Annotated in this window: 19 protein-coding genes; 1 reads left to right on the forward strand and 18 read right to left on the reverse strand. The window is 47.2% G+C overall.

From position 1 onward, the window contains the following. Nucleotides 1-6 precede the first annotated feature (6 nt). The 16 genes from atpG to spoIIR all read right to left on the reverse strand — a co-directional run bounded on the left by atpG (nucleotide 7) and on the right by spoIIR (nucleotide 12,315). Entirely contained in the window at nucleotides 7-870 is an 864-nt protein-coding gene (gene atpG, locus AR442_RS15955; protein WP_003151172.1) for an ATP synthase F1 subunit gamma, read from the reverse strand. Nucleotides 871-945: 75 nt separating this feature from the next. After that, a complete protein-coding gene (gene atpA, locus AR442_RS15960; RefSeq protein WP_053285343.1) occupies nucleotides 946-2,454 on the reverse strand; it encodes a F0F1 ATP synthase subunit alpha in 1,509 nt (502 codons plus the stop codon). A 16-nt stretch (nucleotides 2,455-2,470) separates the two neighbouring features. Next, nucleotides 2,471-3,016 (reverse strand): F0F1 ATP synthase subunit delta, encoded by a 546-nt coding sequence (locus AR442_RS15965; RefSeq protein ID WP_003151169.1) that lies wholly within the window; start codon nucleotides 3,014-3,016, stop codon nucleotides 2,471-2,473. After that, complete coding sequence (gene atpF, locus AR442_RS15970) at nucleotides 3,013-3,525, reverse strand: F0F1 ATP synthase subunit B (RefSeq protein WP_003151168.1); 513 nt, start codon at nucleotides 3,523-3,525, stop codon at nucleotides 3,013-3,015. Before atpF ends, AR442_RS15965 begins: the two co-directional genes overlap by 4 nt. 142 nt (nucleotides 3,526-3,667) lie before the next feature. After that, entirely contained in the window at nucleotides 3,668-3,880 is a 213-nt protein-coding gene (gene atpE, locus AR442_RS15975) for a F0F1 ATP synthase subunit C (protein ID WP_003151167.1), read from the reverse strand. A 45-nt stretch (nucleotides 3,881-3,925) separates the two neighbouring features. Beyond that, nucleotides 3,926-4,660, reverse strand: a complete 735-nt coding sequence (atpB, locus tag AR442_RS15980; RefSeq protein WP_014419099.1) for a F0F1 ATP synthase subunit A — start codon at nucleotides 4,658-4,660, stop codon at nucleotides 3,926-3,928. Nucleotides 4,661-4,667: 7 nt separating this feature from the next. Then, nucleotides 4,668-5,051 carry an ATP synthase subunit I gene (gene atpI, locus AR442_RS15985; protein WP_003151155.1) on the reverse strand — a complete coding sequence of 128 codons (384 nt, stop codon included), beginning with the start codon at nucleotides 5,049-5,051 and terminating at the stop codon, nucleotides 4,668-4,670. A gap of 419 nt (nucleotides 5,052-5,470) precedes the next feature. Further along, nucleotides 5,471-6,100, reverse strand: coding sequence for a uracil phosphoribosyltransferase (upp, locus tag AR442_RS15990; protein ID WP_014419100.1), 630 nt, complete (start codon nucleotides 6,098-6,100; stop codon nucleotides 5,471-5,473). A gap of 134 nt (nucleotides 6,101-6,234) precedes the next feature. Further along, complete coding sequence (glyA, locus tag AR442_RS15995; protein WP_014419101.1) at nucleotides 6,235-7,482, reverse strand: serine hydroxymethyltransferase; 1,248 nt, start codon at nucleotides 7,480-7,482, stop codon at nucleotides 6,235-6,237. A gap of 147 nt (nucleotides 7,483-7,629) precedes the next feature. Next, the gene (locus tag AR442_RS16000) at nucleotides 7,630-8,172 is read right to left on the reverse strand and encodes a TIGR01440 family protein (protein ID WP_007407598.1); all 543 of its coding nucleotides are present in this window, start codon (nucleotides 8,170-8,172) and stop codon (nucleotides 7,630-7,632) included. Between the two features lie 13 nt (nucleotides 8,173-8,185). Further along, complete coding sequence (gene rpiB / locus AR442_RS16005) at nucleotides 8,186-8,635, reverse strand: ribose 5-phosphate isomerase B (protein ID WP_003151149.1); 450 nt, start codon at nucleotides 8,633-8,635, stop codon at nucleotides 8,186-8,188. A gap of 133 nt (nucleotides 8,636-8,768) precedes the next feature. After that, nucleotides 8,769-9,224, reverse strand: a complete 456-nt coding sequence (locus tag AR442_RS16010) for a low molecular weight protein arginine phosphatase (RefSeq protein WP_017418735.1) — start codon at nucleotides 9,222-9,224, stop codon at nucleotides 8,769-8,771. Nucleotides 9,225-9,297: 73 nt separating this feature from the next. Further along, nucleotides 9,298-9,855, reverse strand: a complete 558-nt coding sequence (locus tag AR442_RS16015) for a manganese efflux pump MntP (RefSeq protein ID WP_021494810.1) — start codon at nucleotides 9,853-9,855, stop codon at nucleotides 9,298-9,300. A 68-nt stretch (nucleotides 9,856-9,923) separates the two neighbouring features. After that, nucleotides 9,924-10,964 carry an L-threonylcarbamoyladenylate synthase gene (locus AR442_RS16020; protein ID WP_053285342.1) on the reverse strand — a complete coding sequence of 347 codons (1,041 nt, stop codon included), beginning with the start codon at nucleotides 10,962-10,964 and terminating at the stop codon, nucleotides 9,924-9,926. 156 nt (nucleotides 10,965-11,120) lie between these two features. After that, on the reverse strand, nucleotides 11,121-11,564 hold the full coding sequence (locus AR442_RS16025; protein WP_007614382.1) for a GNAT family N-acetyltransferase: 444 nt from the start codon (nucleotides 11,562-11,564) through the stop codon (nucleotides 11,121-11,123). 70 nt (nucleotides 11,565-11,634) lie between these two features. Next, nucleotides 11,635-12,315: a stage II sporulation protein R gene (gene spoIIR / locus AR442_RS16030; protein WP_014419106.1), complete on the reverse strand. Its 681-nt coding sequence runs from the start codon at nucleotides 12,313-12,315 to the stop codon at nucleotides 11,635-11,637. 160 nt (nucleotides 12,316-12,475) lie between these two features. Here spoIIR and AR442_RS16035 point away from each other — a divergent pair, with 160 nt between their 5' ends. Then, nucleotides 12,476-12,850 carry a UPF0715 family protein gene (locus AR442_RS16035; protein ID WP_003151143.1) on the forward strand — a complete coding sequence of 125 codons (375 nt, stop codon included), beginning with the start codon at nucleotides 12,476-12,478 and terminating at the stop codon, nucleotides 12,848-12,850. On the opposite strand, the gene AR442_RS16040 is transcribed toward AR442_RS16035, so the two are convergent. Together AR442_RS16040 and prmC are read right to left on the reverse strand one after the other, a co-directional pair. Beyond that, nucleotides 12,837-13,115 carry a DUF5316 family protein gene (locus AR442_RS16040; RefSeq protein WP_025649375.1) on the reverse strand — a complete coding sequence of 93 codons (279 nt, stop codon included), beginning with the start codon at nucleotides 13,113-13,115 and terminating at the stop codon, nucleotides 12,837-12,839. The two genes, AR442_RS16035 and AR442_RS16040, sit on opposite strands and share 14 nt — an antisense overlap. A gap of 70 nt (nucleotides 13,116-13,185) precedes the next feature. Further along, the gene (gene prmC, locus AR442_RS16045) at nucleotides 13,186-14,046 is read right to left on the reverse strand and encodes a peptide chain release factor N(5)-glutamine methyltransferase (protein WP_017418732.1); all 861 of its coding nucleotides are present in this window, start codon (nucleotides 14,044-14,046) and stop codon (nucleotides 13,186-13,188) included.

Genomic DNA, 14,046 nt, shown 5'->3' on the forward strand with positions numbered 1-14,046 from the left:
ATCTTTCTATTCTAAAGCGGCTGCACCGCCGACAATTTCGGTAATTTCTTGTGTAATCGCCGCTTGACGCGCGCGGTTATATGAAAGCGAAAGTGAATCAATGAGTTCTTTCGCATTATCAGTCGCATTTTTCATTGCTGTCATTCTCGCAGCGTGTTCACTTGCTTTACTGTCAAGAAGCGCGCCGTAAATTAAGCTTTCCGCATATTGAGGAAGCAGCACTTCGAGCACCTCTTCTTCATCCGGTTCGAACTCGTAAGAAGCCGTGCGCTTCCCGCCGCTCGTTCCGAAATCCGTTAAAGGCAGCACTTTTTTCTCCGTCACTTCCTGTGAAATCGCACTGACGAAATGGTTATACACCAAATGCAGTTCATCAAAAGCGCCGTCGATAAACATTTGAACCGTCTGACGGGTCAAATCTTTAATCTGAGCAAAAGTGACCTCGTCGCCAAGCCCCACTAACTCAGACAAAATCGGCATTTCCCGTTTTTTGAAGAAATCGCGGCCGACTCTGCCGATTGCAATCACCGTATATTCATCTTTAGACTGATGGCGTTCTTGAATGGTGCGGTAAGCGTTTCGCAAAACCGAACTGTTAAACGCACCCGCAAGCCCGCGGTCAGACGTAATGACGAGATACGCCGTCTTTTTCACTTCTCTTGAGACAAGCATCGGGTGTTTCGCGTTTTTCGCGCCTTTTCCGACGTTAAACACAACCTCCTGGATCTTATCCATATACGGAGCAAATGACTTCGCGTTGGTTTCCGCACGGTTCAGCTTCGCAGCGGATACCATCTGCATGGCTTTTGTAATCTGGCTTGTTTTTTTCGTTGACGTGATCCTTGACTTAATATCGCGTAATGAGGCCAAAGATTTCACCACCTTTATTCTTCATTTGCGTAAAAAGAGAGAAAAAGAGAACCTTTTTCTCTCATCTTCTAAGGGTTAGTTGCTTGGTGCAAATGTGCGTTTGAAGCCTTCGATTGCAGCTTTGAAGTCTTCATCAGCAGGAAGGTTTCCTGTTTGCGCAATGCCGTCAAGCAGATCTTTATGGTTTTGATCAAGGTACATGTAGTACTCTTCTTCAAAACGTCTGATATCCGCAACCGGAATATCATCAAGATATCCTTTTGTCAGCGCATAAAGAATGGCTACCTGTTTTTCAACCGGAAGCGGTTTATTCAAGTCTTGCTTCAGCACTTCAACTGTACGCGCACCGCGGTTCAGTTTCGCCTGAGTCGCCTGGTCAAGATCAGATCCGAATTGGGCGAACGCTTCAAGTTCACGGTATGAAGCCAGGTCAAGACGCAATGTTCCCGCTACCTTTTTCATCGCTTTGATTTGGGCTGATCCGCCGACACGGGATACGGATAATCCGGCATTGATCGCAGGACGCACGCCTGAGAAGAATAGGTCGGATTGAAGGAAAATCTGTCCGTCAGTAATGGAAATGACGTTTGTCGGGATATAAGCGGAGATATCTCCTGCTTGTGTTTCGACGAACGGCAGCGCCGTAATTGATCCTGCGCCTTTAGCGTCACTCAGCTTGGCTGCGCGCTCAAGCAGACGGGAGTGAAGATAGAATACATCCCCAGGGAATGCTTCACGGCCCGGCGGACGGCGAAGAAGCAATGACAGCTCACGGTAAGCGGCCGCTTGTTTGGATAAATCATCATATACGACGAGAACGTGCTTGCCGTTGTACATGAATTCTTCACCCATTGTCACCCCTGCATACGGTGCAAGGTACAGAAGCGGAGCCGGCTGTGAAGCGGACGCCGTCACGACAATCGTGTAATCAAGCGCGCCATGCTTACGAAGTGTTTCCACTACGCCGCGCACTGTAGATTCTTTTTGACCGATCGCTACGTACACACAGATCATGTCTTGATCTTTTTGGTTTAAGATTGTATCAATCGCAACAGATGTTTTACCTGTCTGACGGTCCCCGATAATCAGCTCACGCTGTCCGCGGCCGATCGGAATTAACGCGTCGATCGCTTTGATACCCGTTTGCAGCGGCTCATGTACTGATTTACGGTCCATTACGCCTGGAGCCGGGCTTTCGATCGGACGTGTTTTGCTTGTCAGAATCGGACCCAGTCCGTCTACCGGCTGTCCGAGCGGGTTGACGATACGTCCGATTAATTCTTCACCTACAGGAACTTCCATGATGCGGCCCGTTCTTTTGACCTCATCACCTTCACGGATATCTCTGTAAGGTCCTAAGATAACGATACCTACGTTGGATTCTTCAAGGTTTTGAGCCATACCCAAAACGCCGTTTGAAAACTCAACAAGTTCACCGGCCATACAATTGTCAAGGCCGTGCACACGCGCAATACCGTCTCCGACTTGGATGACTGTACCTACGTCATGAACTTCAATTTCAGATTGGTAATTTTGAATTTGCTGCTTTATCAGCGTGCTAATCTCTTCAGCTTTGATGCTCACTTAGGTTTCACCCCTTCTATCGATTTCCTCCGGCAAGTTGACGTTCCATGCGCTCAAGCTTTCCGCTCACGCTTCCGTCATAAATCCGGTTTCCAATGCGGACTTTAATGCCGCCTATTAAATCCGTCTGCACTTCATTTCTGATTCTGAGCGAAGCGATTCCGGCTTTTTTTGCAAACACTTGAGACAATGATAACATTTCCGCTTCTGACAGCGGTTTTACTGAATAAACAACCGCGTCCTCTGTCTGACGGGCCTGATTGGCAAGTTTGATAAACTCGTCTGTGAGATCAGGCACAATCGAAGACCGGCGGCGGTCAATCAGAAGAAAAATCGTATGCAGCACAGACTCAGACAGTGCGCCGAACGATTGCTGAATCAGCTCTTTTTTCTTAGCGGCCGATACCTTCGGATGGCTTAACACTTCCTGTAATCCGGCTTCGTTCCGGAACACTTCTTTTAGTACGGTAAGCTCTTCTTCGATTTCATTGATTTGAGAAGTCTCAACGGCAATGTCGAAAAGCGCTGACGCGTATCGTTTAGAGACAGCAGATCCACTCATCGGCTTTCTCCTACCTCTTTAAGATAGTCCTGAATCAGTTGTTCCTGGGCTTGTTCATCAAGCTCTTTTTCAATCACTTTCGATGCGATTAAGACAGAAAGTGATGCGACTTGCTCGCGAAGTGCGGAAACCGCTTGTTCTTTTTCTTTGACAATTTCGGTTCTCGCCGCTTCTTTCAATCTTTCAGACTCGGCACGTGCAGCCTGAATAATGTCTTCCTTCTGCTTTTCACCCAGTTTTTTCGCATTTTCAATGAGTGATTGTGATTCCTGTTTCGCTTCTTTTAAAAGAACGCGCTGCTCTTCAATCAGCTTCTGCGCTTCTTTATTTCTTTCTTCAGCGGACGTAATTTCGCCGGCGATATGATCTTCACGCTGTTTCATTATATTTAATAGCGGTCCAAGAGCGAATTTCTTGAGAAGCGCTAATAAAACTAACATAGCTAACAATTGGAATAGGATATCTCCGCCGTTAAACGACAGTCCTAATTCAAGAGGTAATTGAGACATCTACTACGGCAACTCCCTTCTGCAGGTTTTCTCTGCTGATAAAAAGCCGTTTCGGTACGGCCTGCTTATCAGACATAAAGCAATGGCGAAGGTTCTCTTAGAGTGATCTTCGCCATTTTTAGTTCATATAAGGCTTTTTTGCTTAGCCAAAGAACGCTAAGAACGCGATAACGACAGCGATAATCGGAAGGGCCTCAACCAATGCGATACCCATGAACATAAGAGTTCTAAGTTCTTTTCCTGCTTCCGGCTGACGGGCGATTCCCTCTACCGTACGTGAAACGATCAGACCGTTACCAATACCTGCACCAAGTGCACCTAAACCGATTGCAATTGCAGCTGCTATTAAATTCATGAAAAAGTTCCTCCTTTAAAATGTTATCCGAATGGATATATGATTTTAATGATCATGACTGATTTTGTGTGACATGTACACCATCGTCAGCATCGTAAAGATAAATGCCTGGATGGTCCCGATGAACAAGCTGAACGCCTGCCATGCAAGCATCGGAAGAATGGCTCCGACTGTGCCGACCAAACCGAGAAAGAAGCTGTTTGAGTAGAAATTCGTCGCCAGATTCGCAAGCAGGCCAAGAAGAATTTCCCCGGCGAAAATGTTACCGTAAAGACGAAGTCCGAGTGTCAGCGTATTCGCAAACTCCTCAATGATCTTCATCGGGAACATAAGCGGAACCGGTCTGAGGTAATCCTTAGAGTATTCCTTCAAACCTTTCATCTTCACGCCGTAATAGTGCGTTAACGACACAACCATAACGGCTAGAGTCAGAGTAATAGCCGGATCGGCCGTCGGTGATTTCCACCAAAGCTCGTGTCCGACCGTTACAGAAAACGGCAGCCCCAGCATATTTGATACAAATATGTACATCAGCAAGGTTACACCAAGCGCCAAGAAGTTAGCCCCTGTTTTTAAATCCATTGTACTGCCTATAATATTGCGGACAAAATCAACAATCCATTCCATGAAGTTCTGGGCTTTTCCTGGACGTATAGACAGCGTTCTCGTAGTAAGAATCGCAATCAGCAGCACAATCACACTTGCCACAGTAATCATCAGAATGTTTGTCAGATTAAAAGTAAGACCAAACAAATCAATAGTTCTGTAATCGTGATTCAATGGGTTTTCACCTCTCTTCCATTGATGAACGTTTGAGCTGAATAATGGAATCTATCATAATGACGGGATAAATTGTCATTAATCCAATAATCACACTTGCCACACTGACTTTATCGGGATATTTAAAGGCGACAGCCATCGCAAGTATCGCATTGCACCAACGCGCTGCGCTCCCGAGTGATCGTATGGACTTTCCTTTCGCCACGGCCTTGTCAAAAGCATTCATTCTTCTGGTCAAGAGCCACAAATTAAACAAACTGAAAACAGTTCCCAAAAAGAGGCCTAAAAAAACAGTTTTATACGCCGTAAGACCATATCCCAGCAAATAGATTGCTAAGATCACAAATACATATCTTCGTTGTCTGCTGAATGTAAGATTGGGATCGTCCATCAACTATCTGTCTCCTGATGAAAATGTAATATAATTCCTGGATACGGCAAAACATGCGGTTAACCCTTTGCAGAAGGCCTTTTTTGTCCGCAAAACGGCCTGTTCGAAAAAACCACTCATCCTCCTGATGCCACGGGATGCTGTTTCATTCGCTTAGATAAATCCTCATATAACGGGTTTTTTGGAGGATTTAAAATGAGGATGGATACTAGAAATGAAAGGAATGAAAACCTTCTCATAATACCCTCGTTTAGCATACAATAGCCCCTAACATGTGTCAATCTGTTTAAAGTTAAAAAACTTTTTATACCGGAAGCATACACAGAATGTTCACAAATTCACCTATAAATGTATGAACTCTGCCCATTCAGCAAATATCTGGATAAAAAAAAGAAAACCCCTGAATGAGGTTTTCCGATTTATTTGGTTCCGTACAGTCTGTCACCCGCGTCACCGAGGCCCGGAACGATATAGCCTTTTTCATTCAGTTTTTCATCAAGGGCGGCGATATAAATATCAACGTCAGAATGATGTTTCATCAGCTCTTCCACGCCTTCCGGAGCCGCTACAAGACACATAAAACGAATGTTTCTCGCGCCGCGCTTTTTCAGGCTGTTTATCGCTTCCACCGCAGAGCCTCCCGTAGCAAGCATCGGATCCACGACAATAAATTCGCGTTCTTCTACATCAGAAGGAAGCTTGACATAGTATTCCACCGGTTTTAAGGTTTCCGGATCACGGTATAATCCGACATGTCCCACTTTAGCGGCCGGGATTAATTTCAGCATGCCGTCAACCATTCCGAGACCCGCTCTCAGGATCGGCACGATACCGAGTTTCTTCCCTGAAATCACTTTGGATGTCGCTGTTTGAACAGGTGTTTTCACTTCCACTTCTTTAAGAGGAAGATCACGTGTAATTTCAAACGCCATCAGTGATGCGACTTCGTCCACAAGGTCTCTGAAATCCTTTGTGCCTGTATTTTCATTCCGAATATATGTCAGCTTATGCTGGATTAAAGGATGATCAAATACGTAAACCTTTCCCATACTGTGTTCAGCTCCTTTTTTGTTGTCCGAGTGACTTTTTCACACTTCTATTGATTCTACAGAAAAAGACAAACAGTTTCAAGAAAATCATAAAAAAACCCGCCGGATTAAGGTTCCGGCGGGTTTCTTCCTTATTAATAGTCCAGTTCTTTATATAAAGGAAACTTTTCAGTCAAGGCAGATACGCGCTGTCTCGCTTCTTCAAGTTTTGCTTCGTCTTCATGATTTTTCAGTGCGAGGCCGATGATGGCGCCGACTTCTTCAAGCGCGTCACCGTCAAAGCCGCGGCTTGTCACAGCTGCCGTACCGAGACGGATTCCGCTTGTGACGAACGGTTTTTCCGGATCGTAAGGGATCGCGTTTTTATTAGATGTAATGCCGATTTCATCAAGAACGTGTTCAGCGACTTTTCCGGTCAGACCGAGAGAACGGAGGTCGACAAGCACAAGGTGGTTATCCGTTCCGCCTGATACGAGCTGAATGCCCTCTTTGTTCAGAGACTCAGCCAGGCGCTTCGCGTTCGAGATGACGTTTTGCGCATATGTTTTGAACTCATCTTCAAGCACTTCTCCGAAAGAAACGGCTTTGGCCGCGATGACATGCATAAGCGGTCCGCCTTGGATTCCCGGGAAAATGGATTTATCAATCTTTTTGCCGAACTCTTCACGGCAAAGGATCATTCCTCCGCGGGGTCCGCGAAGTGTTTTGTGAGTCGTGGTCGTTACAAAGTCAGCGTAAGGAACCGGATTCGGATGAAGACCGGCTGCGACAAGACCCGCGATATGCGCCATGTCGACCATGAAGTAAGCGCCGACTTCATCAGCGATTTCACGGAATTTTTTAAAGTCGATCGTGCGGGGGTACGCGCTCGCTCCGGCAACGATGAGTTTCGGCTTATGCGCCAGCGCTTTTTCACGCACATCTTCATAATCTATATATTGCGTGTCTTTATCGACACCGTATTCTACAAAGTTGTATTGAACGCCGCTGAAATTAACCGGGCTTCCGTGTGTTAAGTGGCCGCCGTGGGAGAGGTTCATCCCGAGCACCGTGTCGCCGTGCTCTAAAATCGTGAAGTAAACAGCCATGTTCGCCTGAGCGCCTGAGTGCGGCTGAACGTTTACATGCTCAGCTCCGAAAATCTCTTTCGCGCGGTCGCGGGCGATGTCCTCGACGACATCAACATGCTCACAGCCGCCGTAGTAGCGTTTGCCGGGGTAGCCTTCAGCATATTTGTTTGTTAAAACAGAGCCTTGTGCTTCCATTACCGCTTCCGTCACGAAGTTTTCAGAAGCAATTAATTCGATCTTAGTCTGTTGACGCTTACGCTCATCTTTGATGGCGTTAAACACTTGTTTGTCTTGTACAGGTAAATGTTTCATCAGCGAGATCCTCTCCTATCCGTTTCCTGTTCTTTATTTTTACCACCCTTATTGTACATGGTTTTTCAGGTGAATGTAACAGCTTATTTAAAAAAATCACAAAATTTAATTAGAAAACACGAACATTATATAGGAAAAGTATTTTCATCATTCGCATTCATAAACGGCGCGAATTCCGCCTATCAGCTTCGGCCTTGTCCGGGCCATTGTCACATGTGCTTCTCCAAGCTCACGGCTCGATATCCGGACAGGGACGGCAACGGGTTTCAGATGCATGCCGATGAACGTATCGCCGATGTCAATCCCGGCGTCAGCCTGAATCGATTCGGCGAGCACGGGAGAACGCATCTGCCGGTATGCATAAGAGGCCATCGCTCCGCCCGCTTTCGGGACGGGGACGGCTGAAACAATGGGGAGCCTGAACCGCTCGGCCGTTTCCGCTTCAATGACAAGCGCCCTGTTTAAATGCTCGCAGCATTGAAAAGCAAGATGCACACCCGTTTTTTCCTTAAACCGGTTAAGTCCGCCGTATATCAATTCAGCCCAATCCCCGCTTCCGGCGGTGCCGATCCGGCTTCCGGCGGCTTCACTTGTACTGCATCCGATCACCAGCAGACTGCCGTCCGTCAGTCCTGCCTGCTCTTGAAACTCAGTCAGCATGTCCGTCCATTTTTGCTTCATCTCTTCCATTGTCCAGCACCTCTTACAGATTTTTTTCTTCGTAATCTGCGATTTTGCCGATCCGCCGTTCGTGGCGGCCGCCCGTAAATTCAGTCGTCAGCCAGACTTTTGCGATTTCGCGCGCCAGCCCCGGGCCGATGACGCGTTCGCCCATCGCAAGAACATTCGTGTCATTGTGTTCACGCGTCGCTTTTGCGCTGAAGGTGTCATGGGCAAGCGCACAGCGTATGCCCTTTACCTTATTTGCGGAGATGCTCATGCCGATGCCTGTGCCGCAAATTAAAATTCCCCTGTCAGCTTCGCCGTTCACCACTTTTTCCGCTACCGGAAAAGCGTAGTCTGAATAATCGACAGAGCCGGCGCCGCATTCACAGCCCATATCAATGTATTCAATCTGCAATTCATCCAAAAGACTTTTTATTTCTTCGCGGATATGGACGCCGCCGTGATCTGACGCAATAGCTACTTTCATTCATTTACCTCCTAGGTGTGGCTGGGCGAAGACAGCCCAGTGTGCTTGTCCTTTTTATTACGAAATCCGTTGATTTCATTCTACTCTTTCACATTCGTTTTGCAAATGACCTGTTTGCAGATTTTCTGACAGATTACTTGCTTTTTCTGTCAAGCAATTGATCAGCCAAAAGGGTCAGCAGCTCCTCCAGTTCGTCCCGCGTCTGTTTATAAACATCAAGCGGACCGCCGAACGGGTCAGAGATATCGCCGTTTTCCCCCGTTACGTATTCTTTAATGGTAAAGACTTTGCCCTGACTGTTTTGATATCGGCCTTCAATCAGCTGTTTGTGCTGTTCAGTCATCGCCAGCACCAGATCAGCCGTCTCGATATGTTCTTCCGATAGGGGAGATGAACTGTGATTGAGAGCGATCCGTTTTTCAAACAGCGCTTCTACGGCATGGGCCGACGCTTTTCCGTGCGGAGACGCGAATACGCCGGCCGAGCTTACGCTGACATCCAGCCCTTTCGTTTCTGCAATGGATTTAAAAAGAGCCTCAGCCATAGGACTGCGGCACGTATTGCCTGTACATACAAAGATTATTTTCATGTCCGTCACCTCTTACTGCCTATTATAAATGAAGAAAAAAGAAACGGCATCTTCGTTTCTTTTTTTACGTATCTTATATCGGTAAAAGCAGTTTCAGCCCGAATCCGATCAAAATGGCTCCGCCAAGCGCTTCGCTGTAGGAGCCGAGCCACGACTGCACCTTTCTTCCAGCCAAAAGGCCCGCCCATGTTAAAACGGTGCTGAAGACACCGAACAGCGTAACGGCCAGAAACGGATTGGAGCCGTTCATCCCGAGACTGAGCCCGACAGAAAAGCTGTCCAGACTGACGCCGACCGCAAACAGCAACAGTCCCGAGCCTGCCGGAGATATGAGCGGCCCGTCTGATTGTTTAAACGCGGCAATGATCATCTGCACCCCTAAAATGAAGAGAAGAGATCCGCCGATGTAAACGGCGAGCATCCCCAGAAAACCGGACAGCAGATGCCCGGCCGCCATTCCCACAAGCGGCATCATGACATGAAACAGCCCGATGACAACCCCTATATGAAAAATCTGTTTTTTCTTCAGCTGAATCATTCCCATCCCGAGCCCGACGGAAAAGGCATCCGTCCCCAAAGCAAATGCCATGATGCTTAAGGAGACAAGTTCCCCGATGAATAGATTCGACATGAAATAAAAACCCCCTTGGACGTGCCCGCTTGTTTAGCTTATGCATGTCCGATAAGGGGTAGAACAAGTTAATGGATAACGGTGCCGCCTGCGGCTTTCATCAGCCTGTTCATAATGGCGAGCCCCACTCCGGTATCCGGAAAGGACTCAGAAATAATCATGTCCACTTCCGCTTCATCAAAGCTGCGGAGCGCATCGTATAAGGCGGACGCCACTGTTTCAAGGTCGGCGCGTCTGCCGCAGACCTTGATATAATCAGCCTGGTAACTATCGGCGTTCTCTTCTGTTGTCAGAATGCCGATTCGTTTCCCCCGGCTTTTATATGTGTCTGCCAGTTCTTGAATTCTCCGGGCGCCGCCGTCGGCAATAGCCATCGGTGCAGAAGGCGCGTAATGTGTATATTTCATACCCGGAGAAATAGGAACCTCATCTTCTTCGGTCAGCCCTTTATCCACAAGAACCGGACCGGCGGCGGATTCAATCTGCTCTTTTGTCACGCCGCCCGGACGAAGCAGCACGGGCTGTTTCCCCGTACAGGACAGAACGGTTGATTCCACTCCGATTCCCGTCGCGCCGCCGTCCACAATACCGGCAATGCGGCCGTTTAAATCATGAGCTACATGCTCGGCCTTCGTCGGGCTCGGTTTTCCTGATAAATTGGCGCTCGGCGCTGCGATCGGCAGTCCGGCCGAGCTGATGAGGGCTAATGCTGCCGGATGATCAGGCATTCTGACCGCTACCGTCTCAAGTCCCGCGGTGACACGGGGTGACAGCACACCGGGCTTACACGGCAGGACAAGGGTCAGTGCTCCCGGCCAGAATAGCTTCATAAGCTTTTTCGCCGTCTCAGGAATATGGCTGATAAAACGATCAAGCTGGCTGATATGGGATATATGCACAATCAGCGGGTTATCGCTCGGCCTTCCTTTCGCCTCATATATTTTCGTCACGGCTTCCGTATTTTCAGCGTTAGCGCCCAGTCCGTAAACGGTTTCTGTCGGAAAAGCCACAACCTCATTCTGCCGGAGCAATTCCGCGGCTTGTGTAATCTGGGGATCGGTTGTGGATAATTCTGCGGAACAATCCACAAACCATCTTCTTGTTTTCATGTATAACCAAACTCCTTATTTTAAAGCGGTAAAACTTTATTTTCTCTCGTGTATTCCTTTTGAAAGTATAAAAGATGTCCTTTAATAAAACAAGTGTTATCCACAAACTGTGGACAACACTTTTTAATAAGTGGATAACCTTGTGTATAAGTTAGATCAGGCAGAGGTTTTCACCATTAAAAACGAACCTTCTGTGCATAACGAATTGCGAAAATGTTCGGACGTATACAGTTCATCAGGCGCATCGGCGCACGCTTCAAATCCCATCACATTCAGAAACTCAGCAGATGAGGGCTGATTGGCGACTAAGTAGACATCTTGAATCTCATGTTTTTTGCACAGCACATCCATACTTTGAAACAGTGTAACGATATGGCTTTGATTCAGCCTGTCCGACATGACGAGTGAACGGAGAAGCCCTTTTCCGCCGCTGAATTTTTCGATCCCGAGACAGGCGGCAATCTTTTTTTCACTGTCTTCCAGCACGATAAAACGGCTGATCTGCTGATCGATTTCCGCATGTGCCGTATCAGCCTTTTTCAAAAAGGCCTCCAGCGCCTCCGTATCTTGATCTCTTGCCACTCTCAGCTGATAAAACATATATTTCCCTCCGTTTCGATCAACTCTTTCTTCCAATCTATGAATCGAATCCGGATTTATGCCTTTTGCTTCAGGAAAATAGATCTGAAATCCAATCGACGAGGAAAAACTTCACTTCCGTATCATCGTCATCTTTCTTTTCTTTCTTCGCTTTATCAGCCTTTGCTTTTACGTCATCCAGCACTTTTTTAGTCTGTTTCTGCGTTTCTTCCTGCTTCTGTCCGCCGTCTTCCTGATCTTTCACCGCTTCGCCGTTTGAGAAATCAAGGAAGCACAGCGGCGGAAACAAGACGCACCACCAGTTGGCGCCCTCGCCATTGCCGAGTGTAATTAAAATCGCTTCATATTTTCCGGCCGGATAGACCATATTGCCGTACAGCTTTGTCGGAAACGAGATTTTATTGAATTGAACTGAAACGGATTGATGCGCACCCTTTTCTTTCATCGTTTGTTTGGCGATTTCTTTAATTTCAGGAAGCTTCGAACGAATGAGCCGCCGCGCTTCTTCAATGGAAGTGATATCTTTCACCCAGTCCGTGATTTGCTTGTTTACAGCATCTCTGATCTGGCGCTTGAGCTTTTGATCCTCATCGTTATCACTGTTGGCCAAAATTCTGAGCCGGATCGCTTCATCCGGTATGACGACGGGCTCATCGGCTGATGCCCGCGCCGTTTCTTCTTTTGTCAAACCCGCAAGCGCTCCTGATAATAAAAGAAAAATATATATGCAGATCATCATTGTCTGTTTCATCGGTCCCCACCGTTCCTCTCCGTGCTTTTTTTATCTAGTCCCATTATGGACATGACGGAAAAGGTTTAAACCGGCGGGAAGAAAAAAATCTAGCAAGCTGATAATCTGCATTGACAGATTCAAAATATGGTACGATATTATTTTGATAGGAGGTTTTCAGATGAAATATAATTACACCGTGCTGCTGTCGGCGGCATGTATGTCTGTCATTTATTCTATTTTGTATGTTCATCAATTCATTATCGCGGCTTTCATTTCGATGGCGTTTTATTTTTTGTTTCCTTATTTGATTTTTGCGCTGCCGCTTCAATACTTTCTGAATAAAAAGCCGAAGAGATTTCATCCGCTGTATTTTCTTTATTATTTAGGGGTGTCATTCATTGCAAACGGGATCATCTTCGGTCTTTTGCAGCCGTCAGGCCAATCTCTGTTTTCTAATTCAGCCTTTTATATCTTTGCGGTTTTAACAGCCGTCGTCTATTGGGTATGGGATTCCGTATTGCTGCAAAGACAAAATCCGGCTACAGAAGCGTAATCAGCAGACAGCCGGCTGAAGGGAGAGCGGCGCAAAAGAAAACGGCGGCCATCTTTAAACGGGCGTGCCGTCCTTCTTCTGTTTCAGAATGATAATTGGCCCGCTGCTCCGCTCCGCTTACGGCCAACCCGGAAACGATGATCGCTGTGACGATAAGAACAGCCGTAACGGCGCCGAAAATGATGCCAAAGCCAAACGGCAGAACAAACCCCGCCGCATAAGCTGCGGCGGCGAGTATACATCCGAAGGCGAACGCTTTTTTCAAGGCGGATGCCCCTTTCATTTTCTTTCCATTGTAACAAAAGCCCGCCGTGTGCGTCACCGGCGGGCTTTTTTCATGATGTGATGACCGCGGATACGGTTCTGTCTTTTCCGTTGATGTCCTGTACGACTTCCACTTCCGCATTCGGAAAGGAATGACGGAACAGGTCTTTCACGGCTTTTCCCTGATTATATCCGATTTCAAAGACGACAAGCGCTTTATCTTTCATGACAAGAGGCAGCTCCTCCATAAACCGCTTGTAGAATTTCAAACCGTCACCGCCGTCCGTAAGAGCATGAAGCGGCTCATGGAAACGGACGATATCCGACAAATCCGCCATTTCTTCTTCAGAAATATACGGCGGATTGGAAACAATAATATCCGCTTTTTTTCCTGATGAAATAAAAGGAGTTAACAGATCTCCCTGCAAAAAACACACGCCCGCTCCGAGGTTTTGCGCATTTCTTTCCGCCACCTGCAGCGCTTCTTTTGAAATATCCGAAGCCGATACTGAAAAATGTCCGCATTCAAGGGCGAGCGTCACCGCAATGGCTCCGCTCCCCGTACCGATATCAATGACGTTCAGGCGTTCTGCCTCGGAAAATGCCCGCTTCTGTCTGTCCAGCAGATGAAAGACGACTTCTTCCGTTTCCGGACGCGGAATGAGAACATCGTCATTCACAAAAAATTCCCTGCCGTAAAACTGTTCTTTCCCGATAATATATTGAATCGGAATACCTTCTTTATGCATCTCCACGTGCCGTCTGAATCGATAAAGCTCGTCCTCGCCGACGGTCTCCTGCAGACTTGCGAGAAGTTTGCTCCGATCCATTCCGGTATCATTTAACAGCAGCAGCTCGGCCGCGTTTTTTTCTCTTCCCGCTTCGGTTAAATAAGAAGAAGCCCAGCTTAGGGCTTCAAAAACGGTCTTCAT

Origin of the sequence: Bacillus velezensis (assembly GCF_001461825.1) — a bacterium.
Taxonomy (GTDB): domain Bacteria; phylum Bacillota; class Bacilli; order Bacillales; family Bacillaceae; genus Bacillus; species Bacillus velezensis.